The 17,698-nt window shown below is 75.0% G+C and carries 16 protein-coding genes; 8 read left to right on the top strand and 8 right to left on the bottom strand.

What is annotated here, in order from left to right; translation table 11 throughout:
- Positions 1–13: 13 nt before the first annotated feature.
- From ACN268_RS02710 to ACN268_RS02695, 4 genes are all read right to left on the bottom strand, one after another.
- Complete coding sequence (locus ACN268_RS02710; protein WP_421481558.1) at positions 14–961, bottom strand: ABC transporter permease; 948 nt, start codon at positions 959–961, stop codon at positions 14–16.
- Positions 962–964: 3 nt separating this feature from the next.
- Positions 965–1,888: an ABC transporter permease gene (locus ACN268_RS02705; RefSeq protein WP_088642602.1), complete on the bottom strand. Its 924-nt coding sequence runs from the start codon at positions 1,886–1,888 to the stop codon at positions 965–967.
- A gap of 10 nt (positions 1,889–1,898) precedes the next feature.
- Positions 1,899–2,903, bottom strand: a complete 1,005-nt coding sequence (locus ACN268_RS02700; protein WP_421481557.1) for a Gfo/Idh/MocA family protein — start codon at positions 2,901–2,903, stop codon at positions 1,899–1,901.
- A gap of 73 nt (positions 2,904–2,976) precedes the next feature.
- Positions 2,977–3,867 carry a S1 family peptidase gene (locus ACN268_RS02695; protein ID WP_421481556.1) on the bottom strand — a complete coding sequence of 297 codons (891 nt, stop codon included), beginning with the start codon at positions 3,865–3,867 and terminating at the stop codon, positions 2,977–2,979.
- A 185-nt stretch (positions 3,868–4,052) separates the two neighbouring features.
- On the opposite strand from ACN268_RS02695, the gene ACN268_RS02690 reads away from it, so the two are divergent.
- Positions 4,053–4,712, top strand: a complete 660-nt coding sequence (locus ACN268_RS02690) for a response regulator transcription factor (RefSeq protein ID WP_421481555.1) — start codon at positions 4,053–4,055, stop codon at positions 4,710–4,712.
- Positions 4,709–5,812: a sensor histidine kinase gene (locus ACN268_RS02685; protein ID WP_421481554.1), complete on the top strand. Its 1,104-nt coding sequence runs from the start codon at positions 4,709–4,711 to the stop codon at positions 5,810–5,812. The genes ACN268_RS02690 and ACN268_RS02685 overlap by 4 nt, the downstream gene beginning before the upstream one ends.
- Positions 5,813–5,833: 21 nt before the next feature.
- Here the strand turns inward: ACN268_RS02685 and ACN268_RS02680 are convergent, their stop codons facing one another.
- Positions 5,834–6,304 carry a septum formation initiator gene (locus ACN268_RS02680; RefSeq protein WP_421481553.1) on the bottom strand — a complete coding sequence of 157 codons (471 nt, stop codon included), beginning with the start codon at positions 6,302–6,304 and terminating at the stop codon, positions 5,834–5,836.
- A gap of 136 nt (positions 6,305–6,440) precedes the next feature.
- Here ACN268_RS02680 and ACN268_RS02675 point away from each other — a divergent pair, with 136 nt between their 5' ends.
- A complete protein-coding gene (locus ACN268_RS02675; protein ID WP_421481552.1) occupies positions 6,441–7,742 on the top strand; it encodes an ATP-binding protein in 1,302 nt (433 codons plus the stop codon).
- Between the two features lie 76 nt (positions 7,743–7,818).
- Positions 7,819–8,355, top strand: coding sequence for a PepSY domain-containing protein (locus ACN268_RS02670; protein ID WP_421481551.1), 537 nt, complete (start codon positions 7,819–7,821; stop codon positions 8,353–8,355).
- A 15-nt stretch (positions 8,356–8,370) separates the two neighbouring features.
- Here the strand turns inward: ACN268_RS02670 and ACN268_RS02665 are convergent, their stop codons facing one another.
- On the bottom strand, positions 8,371–9,765 hold the full coding sequence (locus ACN268_RS02665; protein WP_421481550.1) for a PQQ-binding-like beta-propeller repeat protein: 1,395 nt from the start codon (positions 9,763–9,765) through the stop codon (positions 8,371–8,373).
- A 242-nt stretch (positions 9,766–10,007) separates the two neighbouring features.
- Here ACN268_RS02665 and ACN268_RS02660 point away from each other — a divergent pair, with 242 nt between their 5' ends.
- Together ACN268_RS02660 and ACN268_RS02655 are read left to right on the top strand one after the other, a co-directional pair.
- On the top strand, positions 10,008–11,948 hold the full coding sequence (locus tag ACN268_RS02660) for a sensor histidine kinase (protein WP_421481549.1): 1,941 nt from the start codon (positions 10,008–10,010) through the stop codon (positions 11,946–11,948).
- The gene (locus ACN268_RS02655; RefSeq protein ID WP_421481548.1) at positions 11,945–12,631 is read left to right on the top strand and encodes a response regulator; all 687 of its coding nucleotides are present in this window, start codon (positions 11,945–11,947) and stop codon (positions 12,629–12,631) included. Before ACN268_RS02660 ends, ACN268_RS02655 begins: the two co-directional genes overlap by 4 nt.
- A gap of 71 nt (positions 12,632–12,702) precedes the next feature.
- On the opposite strand, the gene ACN268_RS02650 is transcribed toward ACN268_RS02655, so the two are convergent.
- On the bottom strand, positions 12,703–13,518 hold the full coding sequence (locus ACN268_RS02650) for an SDR family NAD(P)-dependent oxidoreductase (RefSeq protein WP_421481547.1): 816 nt from the start codon (positions 13,516–13,518) through the stop codon (positions 12,703–12,705).
- A gap of 145 nt (positions 13,519–13,663) precedes the next feature.
- Between ACN268_RS02650 and ACN268_RS02645 the strand changes: the two genes are divergently transcribed.
- Positions 13,664–14,533 carry a hypothetical protein gene (locus ACN268_RS02645; RefSeq protein WP_421481546.1) on the top strand — a complete coding sequence of 290 codons (870 nt, stop codon included), beginning with the start codon at positions 13,664–13,666 and terminating at the stop codon, positions 14,531–14,533.
- Between the two features lie 13 nt (positions 14,534–14,546).
- Complete coding sequence (locus ACN268_RS02640) at positions 14,547–16,577, top strand: BTAD domain-containing putative transcriptional regulator (protein WP_421481545.1); 2,031 nt, start codon at positions 14,547–14,549, stop codon at positions 16,575–16,577.
- A 41-nt stretch (positions 16,578–16,618) separates the two neighbouring features.
- On the opposite strand, the gene ACN268_RS02635 is transcribed toward ACN268_RS02640, so the two are convergent.
- Positions 16,619–17,461 carry an AfsR/SARP family transcriptional regulator gene (locus ACN268_RS02635; protein ID WP_421481544.1) on the bottom strand — a complete coding sequence of 281 codons (843 nt, stop codon included), beginning with the start codon at positions 17,459–17,461 and terminating at the stop codon, positions 16,619–16,621.
- Positions 17,462–17,698 lie beyond the last annotated feature (237 nt).

Raw genomic sequence — 17,698 nt, 5'->3', positions numbered from 1 at the left:
TTCGCTGACGGGGTTACCGGGTGGAGAGGTTCGGATCGGAGCGGTCCCGTAGTTCGTCGCCGAGCACGCCGACGCAGACCACGAAGACGGCCAGGACCAGGCCTGGCAGGGTGGCGATCCACCAGGCGCTGGCCAGGTAGTCGCGGCCGTTGGCGATGGTGGTGCCCCAGCTCGGCGTGCCGGCCGGGATGCCCAGGGACAGGAAGCTCAGCGACGCCTCGGCGACGATGACGAATCCGAGCTGGACGGTGGCGATGACCAGCAACGGGCTGGCCACCGCGGGGAGCACGCAGTGCCGCACGACGTGCCACGGCCCGGCGCCGAGGGTGCGGGCCGCGTTGGCGAAGTCCCGGGAGCGGGTCGCCATGGTCTGCGCGCGGGCCACCCGCGCGAAGATCGGCCAGGTGGTGATGGACAGGGTGAGTACCACGTTGGTGACGCTGGAACCGAGCACGCCGGCGACGAAGACGGCGAGCAGGATGGACGGGAAGGCCAGTTGGATGTCGGCCAGCCGCATGACTGTCGCGTCCACCACCCCGCCGAGGTAGCCGCAGAGGATGCCGATCGCGGCGCCCACGGTGCCGGCCAGCAGCAGGGTCGCCGCGCCGACCAGCAACGAGATCCGGGCCCCCTGCATGATCTGGGGTAGCAGGTCCCGGCCGACCTGGTCGGTGCCGAGCAGGGCCAGGCCGCCGTCGGACATCCGGCTGCCCGGGGGGAGCAGCCGGTCGGTGACGGAGGTCGCGATCGGGTCGTACCGGGCGATCAGCGGCCCGACCACCCCGGCGACCAGGTAGGCGGCGATCACCCCGAGCGGGAGCCACAGGCGCAGCCGGCGACGCCGACGCCGGGGTGCGGCGGCCGGTGGGGTCGCCGTCGCGTCGGGCGGACCGTCGTCGGGGGGCACGAGCGGGGCGCCGAGCACGGCCGGGCCGGGTACGCCGTCGGACACGGTGGTCACCTCTCAGACGCTCTCGCGGACCCGGGGGTCCAGCCGGACGTACAGCAGGTCGACGAGCAGGTTGATGACGATGAAGATCACCGCGACGGTGATCACGCAGGCCTGCACGACCGAGTAGTCGCGGGCGGCGATGGCGTCGGTCATCAGCCGGCCCACCCCCGGCCAGGCGAAGACGGTCTCGACGATCACCGCGCCACCGAGCAGGCTGCCGAACTCCAGGCCGGCCACGGTGACGACGGGGATCAGCATGTTGCGCATGGCGTGCCAGCCGACGACCCGGGTCTCGGACAGGCCCTTGGCCCGGGCGGTGACCACGTAGTCCTCGTGCAGCACGTCGAGCAGCCCGGAGCGGACCAGCCGGAGCACCACGCTGAGCAGCGGCAGGGCCAGCGTCACCGCCGGCATGACCATCGCGGCCGGGGACGCCGCGCCGGAGCTGGGCAGCAGGTGCAGGAACCGGGAGAAGACCAGGATCAGCATGATGCCGACCCAGAACGTCGGCAGGGACTGGGTGAGCATCGACAGCACCGAGACCACCCGGTCCACGACGCCGTTGGGTCGGGTCGCGGCCAGGGTGCCCAGGGCGAACCCGAGGACCAGGGCGATGGCGAAGGCGGTCAGCGCCAGGGCGGCCGTGGCCGACAGGTGGGTGAGCACCAGGTTCGTCGCGGCGTCGTGCAGCCGGAACGACTCACCGAAGTCGAGGGTGACGGCCCGTCGGAGGAACTGGACGTACTGGACGGGTAGCGAGGCGTCGAGCCCGTACTCCCGGCGCAACGCCTCGACGGCCGACTGGTCGGCGTCCGGGCCGAGCACCGCGGTCGCCGGGTCGCCGGAGACCGCCCGCATCGCGAAGAAGACCACCGTCGCCGCGCCGAACAGGACCAGCACCGAGATCGCGAGGCGACGCAGCGCGTACCGCAGCATCCCGGACCCCTCAGTGGCCGGGCGGCGGGTCGTCGGCCAGCGCCGCCTCGATGTCCTCGACGACGACGACGGCCGCGCGGCCCTCCTCGCCGCTGACCGGTGTCGGTCCGCCGGTCAGCGCGGCGTCGACGAACGCCTCCAGCTCGGTACGCAGGTTGTAGGCGCCGCCGCCGTCGCGGCTGGGCCAGAAGTAGGTGTCCATGAAGCTGGCCACCCCGTCGCGGCGGGCGTACAGCAGGTCGTTGTGCGAGAGGTTCATCTCGAGGATGCCGTGCTCGCCGACGATCCGCAGGCCGGCGTCGGCGCGCGACGGACGGGAGTGCGGCAACGTCCAGGTGTTCTCCATCGTGCCGATGGCCCCGTCGTCGAAGCGCACGGTGGCGTGCACGACGTCGTGGCTGGGCGAGAGCACCTTGCGGCCGACCGCGCCGGTGACCTCGACCTCGCGGCCTGTCACGAACCGGAGCAGGTCGGCGTCGTGGATGCCGAGGAACCAGGCGACCGAGGTCCGGTCCCAGATCCCCTCGCCCACCGCCTGCGAGGTGCACCGCCACACCTTGACGTGCCAGATGTCCCCGAGTTCGCCGGAGCGCACCACCTCGCGCAGGCGCAGCACCCGGGGGTCGAACCGCAGCACGTGGCCGATCATGAGCGCGTCGGGATCGGGCCGGCCGGCGATGATCCGGTCGCAACTGGCCCGCGACAGCGCCATCGGCTTCTCCAGCAGCACCCGCTTGCCCGCCGCGAGCGCGGCGAGGGTCGCGTCCTCGTGCAGGTGGTCAGGTGTGCAGACGCTCACCGCGTCGACCTCGTCGAGGAGGTCGCCGACGTCCGGGACGGCCCGCACGCCCAGGTGGGTCTCGGCCCATTGCCGGTTACCCGGCGAGATGTCGGCGACGGCGACCAGTTCGGCCTGCCGCACGTCGCGCAGCGCGCGGGCGTGCAGCTGTCCCTGGACCCCGACTCCGACGACACCGATCCTTAAGCGGTCCACACCCGGCCCCCACTGTTGCATACCACCGAAAGCTAGATGTGTACCTAGCTGCGATAGTTGTACACCTGCACCGAGGGCCGCGCAAGACGCGGATTCACTTCCGCATCCGGCCTCCGACCTGCGGGATCGACGATCGCCGGTGGCCGCCCGCGTGCCGGCGACGCAGCACCGCCAGGGCCGCCGACAGCAGCACCACCCCCGCGCCGGCACCGACCGACAGCCACCGGACCGGCACCGGGGACGGGTCGACGGTGGCGGCGATCCACTCCCCGAGGACGTCGGTGCGGGCACTGAAGTCGGGGCCCGGATGGGGACATCCCGGCCCGGTGCTGACCAGGGCCACCAGGACGGCCGTACCGTCGGCGCGCTCCCGGAAGTAGGGGCCGCCGGAGTCGTGCGGACACGGGCTGGTGTCCGCCCGGGGTCGCCGGCCGGAGGTCTCGACGAGGTCCGCACCGACCCGGTCGACGGTGAACTCGCCGGTCTGGAGCCGGTCCGTCGGCGCGGCGGCGTCGGCGGCGGTCAGGCCGTACCCGGTCAACCGCAGCACCTCGCCGGCCACCGGCGGCCCGTCGGCGATCTCCAGCGGCGGCACACCGGTGACCGCGGTGTCGAGTTCGACCAGGGCCACGTCCGCGCCGTCCGCCTGACGGACCGCGACGACGCCGGCCTCGTAGCCGTCCCGGCCGCCAAGGTCCGTCCGCCCCACCGTGACGGTGGTCCGCTCCGCCACCGTCCGGCTGACCCGCCGGCCGTCCGGGGTACGGAAGCAGTGGCCGGCGGTGATCACCCAGCGCGGGGCGACCAGCGCGCCGGAACACCAACTGTCCCGGGTGCCGCCGCCGCCCGCCGGCAGACCCGTCATGGTCAGCCGGGCGGTGAACCGGTACGCGCCGTCGGCCGCGTCCTCGCCGTGGGCGATCGCCGACGCCGGCCGGGGCGCGACGGGAGCGACGGCAACCGCCGTGGCCGCCACGGCGACCATGACACACTGTGTGGCGAGTCGGAGCACGGGTTCACCAGCCTGTACGTACGGGAGCAGGAACGCTGCGATGCTGCGCCCCCGGCCGTGCGGGCGGCGTCAGCGGCACCCTTATCGGTTCTTTATGCGCCGGGTGCCAGCCTTGCGGGCGGTCCCGGGCACGGGGGAGGCGACGGGAGGGGGACGGCGTGCGGGTGCTGATGGCCGACGACGAGCGGGTGCTGGCCGACATGGTCGCCGAGGGGCTGCGCCGGTTGTCCATGGCCGTCGACGTGGTCTACGACGGCGACAGCGCCCTGGAACGGCTCGCCGTCAACCGCTACGACGTGGCAGTGCTCGACCGGGACATGCCCGGCCAGACCGGCGACGAGGTGTGCCGGTGGATCGCCGGCTCCGCCACCGGCACCCGGGTGCTGCTGCTGACCGCCGCCGCCGGCATCCGGCACCGCGTCGAGGGCCTCGGCCTGGGCGCGGACGACTACCTGACCAAGCCGTTCGCCTTCGCCGAACTCGTCGCCCGGTTGCAGGCGCTGTCCCGGCGCTCGACCCCGGCGCTGCCCCCGGTGCTGGAACAGGACGGCCTCGTGCTGGACGTCACCCGGCACACGGCCACCCGGGACGGGATGCCGCTGGCGCTGTCGCCCAAGGAGTACGCCGTCCTGCACGTGCTGATGCGCGCCGGCGGCCGGGTGGTCAGCGCCGAGGACCTGCTGGAACAGGCGTGGGACGAGAACGCCGACCCGTTCACCAACACGGTACGGACCACCGTGATGACCCTGCGCCGCAAGCTCGGGGACCCGCCGGTGATCCACACCGTGCCCCGGGTCGGCTACCGGCTCGGGGCATGAACCTGCCCTCACCGGCCCGGCGGATGCTCCTGGTCGTCGGGGCGCTCCTGCTCGTCGCCCCGTTCGTGACGACGGCCGCCGACCTGCTGCTCGCGCTGTGGCGGGAGTTCGGCCCGTCGTGGTGCACCATCCCCGAGTTGCGGGCGCCGGGCGACGACGCCCCGTTCGTCTGCGTCCAGGTGTTCCGGCGGCCGAGCATCCCCCTGGCGATCGCCGTGACGATCGTGCTGCTGACCCTGCTGGCCGCCGCCTACCCGGCCGTGCGCTGGTGCCTGCGTCCGCTGCGGGACCTCGTCCCGGTGATCGCCGACGTCGGGCCGCAGAACCTGGGCCACCGGCTCAGGCCCGGTCCCGGCCGCGATGAGCTGGCCGTCCTCGGCCGCACCATCGACGAGATGATGGACCGGATCGCGGTGGGCTACGAGGCGCAGCGCCGGTTCGCCGCCGACGCGTCCCACGAGCTGCGCACCCCGTTGGCCGTCCAGCGCACCCTGATCGAGGTCGGCCTGACCCGCACCCTCACCGACGACCAGCTCGCACTGCTCGCCGCGCAACTGCTGGAGACCAACGAACGCAACGAACGCCTCATCGAGGGGCTGCTGGTGCTCAGCGAGAGCGACCGTGGCCTGCTGACCCGCGTCCCGCTGCGGCTCGACCGGATCGTCGCGACGGTGCTCGACGCCCACCGCAGCCGCGCCGAGCAGGCCGGGGTCACGATCGTCAGCCGGCTGAGCCCCCGGCTGGTCGTCGGTGAGCAGGTGCTGCTGGAACGGCTGGTCGTCAACCTGGTGCAGAACGGCCTGAAGTACAACCGGCCCGACGGCACCCTTACGGTTCAGGTGGGCACCGATCCGGCGCTGGTGGTCGAGAACACCGGCGACGACGTCCCCCCGGACGAGGTCGCCGCCCTGTTCGAGCCGTTCCGACGCCGGTTCGGCAAGCGAATCGACCACAGCGGCGGCGCGGGCCTCGGCCTGGCGATCGCCCGTTCGATCACCCGGGCGCACGAGGGCATCATCACCGCCTCCTCCACCGGCCGCGACGGGCTGCGGGTGCAGGTCACCTTCCCGACCGTGGACACCGGCACGGACGACGGCTGAGTCGGCGGGCCGACCCGACGCTCAGTCGTTGTCGCCCGGACGGGCGACCGGTTCGCCGCCGATGCAGCCCACGTTCACCTCGAACTCCCCCGCCGGGCCGGCGAAGGTCACCTCGGCGTCGTCGTCCGGGCCCCGGTCCACGTCCTTCACCCGGTAGTCCTGCGCCGGTGCCCAGGAGACCAGCCGCACCTCGGACCCGACGCACTCGGCGACCGCCGTACCGCCGGGGGTGGAGAAGCTGCGACGCTGGCCGGGCGTCGCGGCGGGGCCGACGGTCGGGGACGACGACGCGGACGCCGCCGGGGCCGACGGTGCCGCCGGGGTCGGCTCGGGGGCCGCCAGGGCCCGCTCCACCTCGGCCTGGCTGCGCACCCCGCCGGGGGTGCCGGTGATGCTCTCCCCGACCAGCCGGATCGCGGCCACCCCGATCAGGGTGGCGAGCACGGCGGCGGCCAGCCAGCCGGCGGTGGCGAGGAGCGTACGGCGACCCATGCCCCGACTATGCCCGACCCGTCGCCAAGCCGGGCCCGGCGGCAGGATAAGCGGAGGTTAAGAGCCGGCCCGTCAGCCGGTGGCACCGGCTAGCCTGCCTAGCGGTGGCAACCCTGCTCCTGATCGGGGACGACGGATGAGACGGCGGCTGGCGCTGCTGGTCGCGGCGACCAGTTGCCTGATCCTGGTGGCCTTCCTGGTGCCGCTGGCCCTGCTGGTGCGCACGGTCGCCGAGGACCGGGCCACCGTCCGGGCGACCGCCGACGTGCAGGGGCTGGTGCCGGTCGTCGGCACCGCCGACACCGCGACGATCCGGTTGACCGTGGAACAGCTCACCGCCGAGTCGGGGCGGCCGGTCAGCGTCTACCTGCCCGACGGCACGGTGCTCGGCGCGCAGGAGCCGCGTACCCCCGCGGTGGCGCTCGCCGCCCGGGGCCAGAGCCTCACCGCGGAGCTGGACGGCGGTCGGGAGATCGTGATCGCGGTGCAGGGCCGGCCCGACGGCACCGGCGTGATCCGCACCGTGGTGCCCCGCGCCGACGTCACCGCCGGGGTGGCCCGCGCCTGGCTGGTGCTGGCCGCCCTCGGCATCGTGCTCGTGCTGCTCGGCCTCGCCGTGGCCGACCGGCTGGCCCGCACCCTGGTCCGACCGATCACCGAGCTGTCCTCGGTCTCGCACCGGCTGGCCAACGCCGAGCTGACCGCCCGCGCCGAACCGGCCGGCCCGCCGGAGCTGCGGGAGGTCGCCGGTGCGCTCAACCACCTGGCCGCCCGGATCCAGGTGCTGCTGCGGGAGGAACGCGAGCAGGTGGCGGACCTGTCGCACCGGCTGCGGACACCGTTGACGGCGTTGCGGCTGGAGGCGGAGTCGCTGCGTGACCCGGACGACGCGGCCCGGGTGGCGGCGGCCGTGGACGGGTTGGAGCGGGCGGTGACCGGCCTGATCCGGCAGGCGCGCTGGCGCAGCGACCCGGTCGACGGTGCTCCCGGCGCGGTCGCCGCCGACGCCGCCGCGATCGTGGGGGAACGGGTCGCCTTCTGGTCGGTGCTGGCCGAGGACACCGGCCGCACCGTCGACCTCGACCTCGCGGCCGGGCCGCTGCCGGTCGGGGTGCCCGCCGACGAGTTGGCCGCGGCCGTGGACGCGCTGCTGGGCAACGTCTTCGCGCACACCCCGGAGGGCACCGGCTTCACCGTCCGGTTGACCCGGGAAGGGGCCGGGGCCGCGCTGACCGTCCACGACGCGGGACCGGGGATACCGGCCGTGCTGGTGGAACGGGGGGCCAGCCAGGCCGGCTCGACCGGGCTGGGCCTGGACATCGCCCGGCGGGCCGCGCAGGCCAGCGGCGGCCGGCTCGACCTGGGGTCGGGCGCGCAGGGTGGCGCGGTGGTGACGCTGCGGCTCGGGCCGCCCCGGTCGGCCTTAACCGGAGCTTAGGGTCGGCGCAGCGCGCCGCTATCCACCGCCGGAGCACGCTGGGCGCACCAACCGAGAAACTCCGGAGGTACGCATCATGAAGCGCACATCCCTGCTCCTGGCCGCTGCCGGCGGCGCCGCCGTCCTCGCCGTCACCGGCACGGCGATCGGCGTGTCCGCCGCGGAACGGGCCCCCGGCCCCACCGCCACCGCGACCACCGCCCCGGCCCCGGTGGACCCCACCGTCGCGCCGACGGCCGCCACCCCCGGCGGTACGCCGACGGCGGGGACGCCGGGTGGCGGCCCGACGACGGGGACGCCGGGTGGCAGCACCGCCCCGGCCACCGACGACGCGGTGAGCCAGCAGCGGGCCGGTGAGATCGCGCTGGCCAAGGTGGGTGGTGGTCGGATCACCGAGGTCGAGCGGGAGCAGGAGGGGGACCGCCCGGTCTGGAGCGTGGAGATCATCGACGGCGACACCGAGCACGAGATCGACGTCGACCGGGACAGCGGCGGCATCGTCAAGTCCGAGCAGGAGAAGGCGGACGCCGACGACCTGTCCGGTCGCGACGACGACTCCGACGACCAGGACGACGACTCCGACGACCAGGACGACGACGGCGACGACGACTGACCGTCCGGGTGGCGGTCAGAAGGTGTACAGGTCGACCGTGAGGCCACCGGCACCGGAGCGGCTGACCGCCACCCGGTCCGTGCCGGCTCCGACGAGCCACCCCGGATAGCGGCCGAGCTGCCGGCCGGTGTCCACCTCGTACACGAGCACCATCGGGCGCTCGTCCTCGGCTGCGCTGACCGCCACCAGCCCGGCCGTCACCGCCGACCGCCAGCTCGCCGACGTGCCGGGCAGCATCGGGTCCGGCGCGGTCCAGCGGGAGACGCCGGTGGCCAGGTCGAGCAACGCCAGCGCACCCGTGTCGGCGGTGTCGCGTACCAGGACCGACCGGTCGTCGCCGTCGATCGGCACGCCCGCGTTGGCACCCTGCCAGACCGTCCGACCGGTGCGCAGGTCGACCAGTTGCGGTCGCTCGTCGGCGGTGACCGCGACGAGCCGGGTCCCGGCCCCGATCAGCTCCCTGCCGCTGCGGGGGTGCGCCAGCCGCTTGGCGCACCCGCCGTCCTCCCGACGCCCGCTGTAGACCGCGCCGGACCAGCCCTTCGCCCCGGTGCGCGCGTCGACGCTGGCGATGCTGACCGTGCAGCGCCCGTCCCCCTCGGGCGGGTCGTGGTCGGTGCTGACCAGCAGGTCGTCGGCGGCGAAGCCGAACCAGGCCCGGTTCGGCAGCCGCCCGGCGCCGGCCCGCCCGGTGGTGGGGGCGACGGGGGTGTAGGTGGCCGCCCGGGCGGAGGCGCTCAGCCGCACCACGACGTACCGGCCGGCGGCCGGCGCGTACGGCAGGCGCGCGCCGAGGGTCACGTCGCTGACCCGGGCGAACCGGTCGGAGGGCAGTTTCCACAGTTGGCGGCCGCTCTCCAGCTCCCGGCCGATGATCACGCAGGTCGCCTTCGTGCCGGCACCGACGCATTCCCGGGCGTGGACGACCGTGCCCTGCACGACGACGTCCTGACTGCCGTCGGCCCGCCACCGGGTGGCCCCCGTGAGCGCGTCGAGCACCTCCACGCCGCCGCCGTCGTTGTCGCCGGCCACGATGGACCCGTCGGCGATCACGTACCGGTAGCCGCCGTCGAGCGGGTGCCGCCACCGCTCCTGCCCTGTGCCCCGGTCCACCGCCCGCAACTCCCGCTCGTCGGGGACGACGATGAGCTGACCGGTCTCCCCCACCTCCTGGTCGATCCGTCGCAGCGACACCGACCAGGCCGACGCCGGGCCCGGCGGGGGCGACGGGTCGGGCCCGTCGCGCAGCCGCTCGGGGGTCTGCTCGACCGGGGCCGGTGGTCGCTGCGGGCGGTGCTGCGCGCAGGCGGGAAGCCCCACGACCAGGGTCAGGGCGGCAGCGGCGGTACGCCAACGGGCTGGTCGGTGCGACGGCACGGGTTCCCCCTCGGTGGACGGTCGAGCCGTCACCCTAGGACCCGCGCACCTCCCCTGCCACCTGACGGTCGATGCGCCGGTCCCGACGGCGCGGGACATCCACCCCTGGCCGGCGGGACAGGACGCGGACCAGGCTGCGCTGCGCGTCCGATCCGGCGGCGCGCGGTGATCCGGAGGAAGCCCGTGGGTGTGCTGGTGCGGTCCCCGATGCCGACGGCGGCCGGTGCCGCTGTCCGTGGCGGTGGTGGTGGTCATGCTGGGACAGTGGACCGGCCATGCCGAACGTATCTGTGACCGCGCGGTCGACCGGGTGGGCGGTGCTCACCGGCACCGTCCTGCTCAGCCTCGGCGCGGTCGTCGCCTGGGCGGTGGCGACGCCGTCGTGGTCCGCCGCCCAGCTCTACTCGCTGGTCGACCTGCTGGACGGCATCGTCTACGGCACCCTGGCGTGGCTGATCCTGAGCCGGCAGCGGACCGGCAGCCGGATGCCCGCCGTGATCGCCTGCGCGGCGGCGCTGGGCAGCGCGGTCGCCGCCTGTGCCGGCCAGTGGCAGCTCGTCGTGGGCGGGCCACCGGTGCTGACCGCGCTGCACCGGTGGGCCTGGGTGCCCGGCCTGTACGCGCTGGTCGTGGTGATGCCCTGGCTGCTGCCGGACCGGCCGTTGGAGCGGTTCGGCCGGGGCGCGGTCGCCGCCGGGGTCGGCTACGTGGTGGTGACGATGGCCGCCGCCGTCACCGCGCCACCGCCGCTGGGGGTGCTGCCGCTGCCGGACGGGCTGCGGGGCGTGCGGGCCGCGCTGCTGCCCGTCCTGCCGTACCCGCTGGTCGGGCTCGGCCTGCTGGCCTGCGCCGGGTTGGGGTGGCGGTGGCGACGTGGTCCCGCCGCGCAACGCCACGGCCTCGGTTGGGCGACGGCCGGCAGCGGGCTGCTCACCCTGGCCTTCCTCGCCACCCTGCTGCCCCCGGCCGTCCCGGCGGCCCTGCCGGCGCTGCTGATGCTCGCCTCGCAGGCGTTCTTTCCCGCCGCGGTGGCGGTGGTGGTGCTGCGCCAGCAGCTGTGGGGGCTGCGGCTGGCCGTGCGCCGCACCCTCGTGTGGTACCTGATGACCGCGGTGGTGATCGCCGCCTACTGCGCGACGGTGGCGCTGCTCGACCGGTTGCTGCCGCAGCGGCTGCCGCTGCCGCAACTCGTCGTGACCGGGGTGCTCGCGGCGGCCTTCCAGCCGATGCGCGAGGTGGTGCAGCGGCGGGTGGACCGGCTCGTGCACGGTGAGGCCCCGGAGCCGCTGCTGCACCGGGTGGTGCACAGCGTCGGCAGCACCACCGAGATCAGCGCGACGATCGCCGCCGCGCTCCGGCTCGCCGAGGTGCGCATCACCGAGGGTGGGCCGCAGCCACCGCCGGACCCGTACGGCTGTCCGTTGACCGTGCCGTTGACCAGCGGCGACCGGCTCGTCGGCCAGTTGCACGCCTGGCCCCTGCCCGGTGAGCTGCTCGACGGGCGGGCCCGCGAGTCGCTCGCCGTCCTCGCTCCGGTGGTCGCCGCGGTCGTGGACCTGGCCGGCACCAACCGGGACCTGGCCCGCTCGCGCCAACGGCTGGCCGAGGTGCGCGACGAGGAACGCCGCTCCCTGCGCCGCGACCTGCACGACGGTCTCGGCCCCGCGCTCAGCGGCATCGGGTTGGGACTGGCCGCCACCCGCAACCTGCTGCGCCGGGACCCGGAACGGGCCGAGGACCTGCTGGACAGGTTGACCGGCGAGCTGACGGCACGGGCGGCGGAGGTGCGGGACATGGCGCACGGCCTGCTGCCCCCGGTGCTCGCCGACGGCGGCCTGAGCCCCGCCCTGCACCTGCTGCGGGACCAGTACGCCCGCAGCGGCCTGCGGATCGTGCTGCACGGGCCGGCCACCCTGACGCCGCTGCCGGAACCGGTCGCGACCGCCGCCTACGGGGTCACCGCCGAGGCGATCCGCAACGTGCAGCGGCACGCCGGGGTGGACCGGTGCACCGTGTCGCTGGACCAGCGGCCCGACCGGCTGCGGGTCACCGTCACCGATCAGGGTCGGGGCCTTCCGTCCGGCCCCACCGGCCACGGCGTCGGCCTGCACGCGATGCGGGAGCGGGCCGAGGCGGTGGGCGCGACCCTCACCGTGGGGCCGGCCGGCTCCCGGGGCACCACCGTCTGCCTGACCGTCCCCCTGGAGCAGCCGTGACCGACACCCCGATCCGCGTCGCCGTGGTGGACGACCACCCGGTCTTCCGGCTGGGCATGGGCGCGCTGCTCGACACTCTGGGTGGCATCGAGTGCGTGGGCGAGGCCGCCGACGCGTCGACCGCCGTGGCGCTCGTGGCCCGGGTACGCCCGGACGTGGTGCTGATGGACCTGCACCTCGGCCAGGGGTCGGGGATCGAGGTGACCCGGCTGCTGCGCCGCGACCATCCGTCGGTGCGGGTGCTGGTGGTGAGCATGCTCAACGACGACGCGTCCCTGGTCGCCGCGCTGCGCGCCGGAGCCCGCGGCTACCTGCTCAAGGGCGCCTCCGCCGCCGACGTGGAGCGGGGCATCCGGGGGGTGGCCGGCGGTGACCTGGTCCTCGGGGGCCCGCTCGCCGACCGGGCCGGCGCGCTGCTGGGTGCCCGCGCCGACGTTCCGTTCCCGCAGCTCACCGACCGGGAACGGGAGATCCTCGAACTGCTCGCCCGGGGGCTGTCGAATCCGCTGATCGCGCACCGGCTCGGGTTGAGCGCCAAGACCGTCCGCAACAACGTCTCGGTCATCCTGGTCAAGCTGCACCTGGGCAGCCGCGCCGAGGCGATCGCCCTGGCCCGCGACCACGGGCTGGGCGCGCCCAGCCCGGCCGAGGCCCCGGCGGCCCCGGTCCCGGGCCTGTCGTGACCGGGGGCGACCGCGACCCCGGTCACGGGCCGGCCGGCGGCCCGACCGCCGGTCGGGCCGGAGTCGGGCGGTCACCCGGCCGGCGGGACGCCACCGTCGGCGGGTCGGCGCGGTCGGGCATCGGGCAGGGTGACGCCGGTGAGCTGCGCACAGTAGGCCAGCAGGTCCTCCCCGAGCCCGGCGAGCCGCGACGGCGACGGCCGCCAGTCGCGGGTGCTGACGTACCGCCCGCTGGCCAGGACGTCGGGGTCGGTGCCCACGGCGAGGCGCACCTGGGCGCGGGCGGCGTCGTCGGGGCTGGTCGGGGCGGTGGCACCACCCATCCGGGTGCGCACCCAGCCGGGATCGAGGGCGTTGCTCAGGGTGGCGGGCCAGCGGCGGGCGACGGCGACGGCGAGCGCCAGGTCCAGCAGCTTCGAGGTGCAGTACGCCTCGATGCCGTCGAAGGGGCGGGTGTCGTAGCGCAGGTCGGTCAGGTCGGCCACCCCGTCGGCGGCCATCGCCGACGACACGAACACCAGCCGCCCTGGCGGCGGCAGCAGCGCCGTCAGCAGGTACGGCGCGAGCACGTTGACCTGGAACGTCGACTCCAGCCCGTCGCCGGTCAGCTCCCGCTCGACGGCGTCGAGGCGGGCGATCCCGGCGTTGTGGACGATCGCGTCGTACCTGCCGAACGCGGCCAGCGACCGGGCCAGCGCCGTGGTCTCCTCGAGGGAACCCAGGTCGCCGACGACGATTCCGGCCGCGTCGGGGACCGCCGCCTTGGCGACCGCCGCCCGTTGCTCGTCGCGGGCGTGCAGTACGACGCGGTGCCCGGCGGCGACGAGCTGCGCCGCGGTACGCCGACCGATGCCGTCCACCGACCCGGTGACCACCATGGTGCCCATACCGTTCCCTCCGTCCTGGTGCGACCGCACCCCGGGCAGGTCGTTGCCCCGACCGATGGGACCGCGCGTCACTTGGTGACGGCTGAACGGGGCCGCCACCGGGCACGCCAGGTGCACGCCAAGTGGTGCTTGCTGTGCTGGACGGATGAAGAGAATCCTCGCCATCGGCCTGGCGCTCACCCTCAGTGCCGGGCTGACCGTGACCGCGGCCGGCACCGCCCTCGCCCGCCCCTACTGCGACGTACCCAACCCGCCACCGGCCTGCGACGACGGCCCGGCCGAGCCGACTCCCCCGCCGGTGGGCAGCGACAGGTACCCGATGGGCTGGCTGGAGTCGTGGGAGTACGTCGGCGGGGCGGTCCGGGTCAGTGGCTGGGCCAGCGACCCCAACGGCGGCCCGGTGCAGGTGACGGTGCAGACCGACGTGCCGCCGGCGGTGACCCGCCCGGCGAACCTGTGGCACGTCGAGCGGGGCGGTTTCGTCGGCTTCTCGTTCACCGTGCCGAGTTCGGCGCTGGCCGGGGTGCACACGTTCTGTGTCACCGCGAACAACGTGCCCGACGGCAGCCAGCCGGTGCCGGAGGTCGTGCCGCTGTCGTGTCCGCAGTACCGGATCAGCCCGGCGACGCCGAGCGGGCTGACGCTGTCCGCCGGCTACCAGGAGGGCAAGCGGACGTTGGACGTCACCTTCACCGACAACTCGGTGCGGGAGGACAACTACCGGATCGACCTGAGCTGGCTGCAGACCACACCGGACGACACCCCGACCGATCCGGGGCTGCCCACCACCCCGCCGGGCGGGCCGTCGCTGCCGACCCCGCAGCCCACCTGGGGTGCGCCGATCCCCACCACCGAGGTCGGCGTCGCGCGGGCGGTCATCTACGGCACCCCGGACACCGGGCGGCGTACCTGGCACTTCACCCACATGCCGCAGGCCTTCGTGCACGTGGTGGTGGTCGCGAACGAGGCCGGTCTGACCTCCGCCGCGCTCAGCGGGGGCATCTCCACCCGCTGAGCGGGGGCCGGGCGTGACGGCGGTCGGCGTGCTCGGGCCGGTGCGGGCGGTCCGCGACGGCATGCCTGTCGACCTCGGCGCGCCCCGGCAACGTGCGGTGCTGGCCCGGCTCGTCGCCGGCGGCGGGCACGTCGTGTCGGTGGACCGGCTCGTCGACGATCTGTGGGCGGGCGACCCGCCGCCCCGGGCCCGGGCCGCCCTGCAGGTGTACGTGTCGAACCTGCGCCGTGTCCTGGAACCGGACCGTCGCGCCCGGACCCCCGCCCGGGTCCTGGTCACCGTCGCCCCCGGGTACGCCCTGCGGCTACCGACCACGCAGGTGGACGCCTGGCGGTTCGAGGCGGCGCTGCGGTCGGCGACGCCGGACACCGCGCCCGGTCCTGTCGCGGCGCTCGCCGTCCTCGACGCGGCGCTCGCCTGCTGGGGTGCCGACGCCCCGTACGCCGAGTTCGGTGGCCAGCCGTGGGCGGACCGGGAGGGGGAGCGGCTGACCCAGCTCCGGGCGGGCGCCGTCGAGCAGCGCGCCGGGCTCCTGCTCGAACTCGACCGACCGCACGAGGTGGTGCGCGACCTCGACCCGCACGTCCGCGAGCATCCGCTGCGGGAACGGGCCGCGATGCTGCTCGCGGTCGCCCTGTACCGCCTCGGTCGGCAGGCCGACGCGTTGGACGTGCTGCGTACGATCCGTGCGACGCTGGCGGAGCAGTTGGGCATCGACCCCAGCCGGGCCCTGCGGGCCCTGGAGACGGACCTGCTACGGCAGAGCCCCCGGCTGGAGCCGGCCGTCCCCGGGCCGCCGGTGCGCGCCGATCCCGGCCCGCCGTCGGCGGCGAGCGGGCCGCCCGCCGCGCCGGACCCGCACCAGGTGTGGGGACGTACGGCGGAACTGACCCGGCTGCGGGCGGCGGCCGACCGGGCCGCCCGGTCGGGGCTCGGCATCTGCTGGCTCGGCGCGGAGGCCGGGGCGGGGAAGTCGACGCTGGTGCGGCAGCTCGCCGGGGCCCTCGCCGACGCCGGGTGGCGCACGGCGGTCGGCACCTGCCCGCCGGTGGCGGGTGCTCCGCCGGCGTGGGCGTGGCGTGAGGTGGTCGCCGCCACCAGGCGGTTCCTGCCGCCCGGGGAGACCGGGGACCGGGACCTGCGCCCGCTGACGGACCCCGCCGGGCCGGACGACACGCGGGGCGGGTACGACGAGTTCCACCTCTGTCGGGCGCTGTCCGCCCACCTGTCCCGGCTGACCGGGCACGGTCCGCTGCTGCTGGTCGTCGAGGACGTCCACCACGGCGACGGGGCTACCCTGCGGGTGCTGCGGCAGCTCGCCGCCGCGCTCACCGGCGCCCCGGTGCTGGTGGTGGTGACCTACCGGCCGGACGAGATGACCGACGACGTGGTGGCGGCGCGGGCGGCACTGGCCGGCGTACCGGCGGTCGAGGTTCCGCTCGGTGGTCTCGACGCGCAGGCCGTCACCGCGTTGCTGCGCCGGCACGGCGTGCACGACGCCGCGCTGCTGCGCACGGTCCGGGAACGCGCGGCGGGCAATCCGCTGTTCGCCATCGAGCTGGCCGGGCTGGTGGCGGCGGAGGGGCCGGCGGCGGCCCGCGACGGGGTGCCCGCCGGCCTCGGGCACCTGCTGGCCCACCGGTTGGCACGGTTGCCCTCGGACGCGCGGACGGTGCTGCGGCACGCCGCGGTCTGTGGCGTGGAGGTCGACGTCGATCTCCTGCTCGCGGTCGATGGCGGACCGGAGGAACCGGTCCTCGCCGGCCTGGAGGCCGGCGTGGCGGCCGGCCTGCTCGTCGAGCCCGCACCGGGGCGGGTGCGGTTCGCCCATGCCCTGATGCGCGACGTGCTCTACCACGGCCTTCCGTTGCTGCGCCGGACCCGGCTGCACGCCCGCGTCCTCGCGGTGCTCCGCGAGCAGCGACGCGACGACGTGGCCACGTCGGGACGGCAGGCGCTGGCGGCGCTCACCCCGTCCGCCGGCGGTGTGCGCCGGCCGGCGAGGGCGGAGGTGACGGTCGGCCATCCGGCCGCGCCCGGATGAACAGCCGCCGGGAGGGACAGGACGTTGCCGGACGGGGACGGCTACCGGGTCCGGGGCCGCTGGAGGGCGAGGTGGTCGAGCAGTTGGGTCAGTCCGTCGTCCCGGGGCGCCACCTCCAGCGCCGGATCGTCGGCGAGGACCGCCTGTTGGAGCAGGTGCAGCCGCTTCGACGGCTCCAGCCCCAGTTCCTCCACCATGGAGGTGCGCAGCCGGTGGAAGACCGCCAGGGCCTCGCGCCGCTGGCCGCTGCGGTGCAACGCCACCATCAGCTGCGCGCAGAGGTTCTCGTTGAGCCCGTGCTCGGCGATGAGCAGGGTGAGTTCGGCCAGTACGTCCTGGTGGTGGCCGAGGCGCATGCGCGCCTCGATGCACTGTTCGACGGTGGTGAGCCGGGTCTGTTCCAGCGCCTTGAGGCGGGGCTCGGCCACGGTTCCGGCACGTACGTCGGCGAGCGCCGGGCCGCGCCAGAGCGCGCAGGCGCGCACCAGCAGCGCCGCCGCGTCGACGTTCTCACCGGCCGCCAGGGCGCGTCGACCGGCCGAGGCGAGCTGTTCGAACAGGCGCAGGTCGAACTCGTCGGGGCCGACCCGGAACACGTAGCCGCCGGGGACGGTGACCAGCACCCGCTTGGCCACCTCGGCGACCGGGACGTCGAGCAGGCCGGCGAAGCACTTGCGGATCTGGAGCACGTACGTCTGGAGCGTGGTCAGTGCACTGACCGGTGGGGACGCGCCCCACAGGTCCTGGATCAGCGCGGAGACCGGCACGGTCTGGTCCGCGTTGAGCAGCAGCAGGCCCAGCACGCTGCGGGGTTTCGGGGCGGTCGGTGTGGCGGTGTGACCGGCGTGGGCGAGCACGAGCGGTCCCAGGATCTGGATCTCCATTGCCTCTCCCCCAGAGCACGAACTGCCCGCGTCGACGTGCCGCCGCGGGGGCCGAACGACAGCGGAAACCACACCTATCCATAGACAGGCGTCAGCTACAGGCGACATTCGGGCCTTTTCGCGTCGCAGTGGTGCGACGTTCGACTGAGAGGCTAGCCGGTTTCTGAGCGATCGTCGTCAATTGTTCGAGCAATTTTCGAGGACCGGGGGGAAAACCGAGGCCAGACCCCTCGGCGA

The sequence above is a fragment of the Micromonospora sp. WMMD735 genome (assembly GCF_049178995.1).
GTDB lineage: Bacteria > Actinomycetota > Actinomycetes > Mycobacteriales > Micromonosporaceae > Micromonospora > Micromonospora wenchangensis.
The sequence above is the reverse complement of the archived record's forward strand: the minus strand, read 5'-3'. Positions and strand labels throughout refer to the sequence as shown.

What these genes read in the sequence shown, in the direction of transcription:
- ACN268_RS02705 (WP_088642602.1), bottom strand. Translation starts at nt 1,888, where the DNA reads ATGCTGCGGTACGCGCTGCGTCGCCTCGCGATCTCGGTGCTGGTCCTG.
- ACN268_RS02700 (WP_421481557.1), bottom strand. Translation starts at nt 2,903, where the DNA reads ATGCAACAGTGGGGGCCGGGTGTGGACCGCTTAAGGATCGGTGTCGTC.
- ACN268_RS02695 (WP_421481556.1), bottom strand. Translation starts at nt 3,867, where the DNA reads ATGGTCGCCGTGGCGGCCACGGCGGTTGCCGTCGCTCCCGTCGCGCCC.
- ACN268_RS02685 (WP_421481554.1), top strand. Translation starts at nt 4,709, where the DNA reads ATGAACCTGCCCTCACCGGCCCGGCGGATGCTCCTGGTCGTCGGGGCG.
- ACN268_RS02680 (WP_421481553.1), bottom strand. Translation starts at nt 6,304, where the DNA reads ATGGGTCGCCGTACGCTCCTCGCCACCGCCGGCTGGCTGGCCGCCGCC.
- ACN268_RS02675 (WP_421481552.1), top strand. Translation starts at nt 6,441, where the DNA reads ATGAGACGGCGGCTGGCGCTGCTGGTCGCGGCGACCAGTTGCCTGATC.
- ACN268_RS02670 (WP_421481551.1), top strand. Translation starts at nt 7,819, where the DNA reads ATGAAGCGCACATCCCTGCTCCTGGCCGCTGCCGGCGGCGCCGCCGTC.
- ACN268_RS02660 (WP_421481549.1), top strand. Translation starts at nt 10,008, where the DNA reads ATGCCGAACGTATCTGTGACCGCGCGGTCGACCGGGTGGGCGGTGCTC.
- ACN268_RS02650 (WP_421481547.1), bottom strand. Translation starts at nt 13,518, where the DNA reads ATGGGCACCATGGTGGTCACCGGGTCGGTGGACGGCATCGGTCGGCGT.
- ACN268_RS02645 (WP_421481546.1), top strand. Translation starts at nt 13,664, where the DNA reads ATGAAGAGAATCCTCGCCATCGGCCTGGCGCTCACCCTCAGTGCCGGG.
- ACN268_RS02635 (WP_421481544.1), bottom strand. Translation starts at nt 17,461, where the DNA reads ATGGAGATCCAGATCCTGGGACCGCTCGTGCTCGCCCACGCCGGTCAC.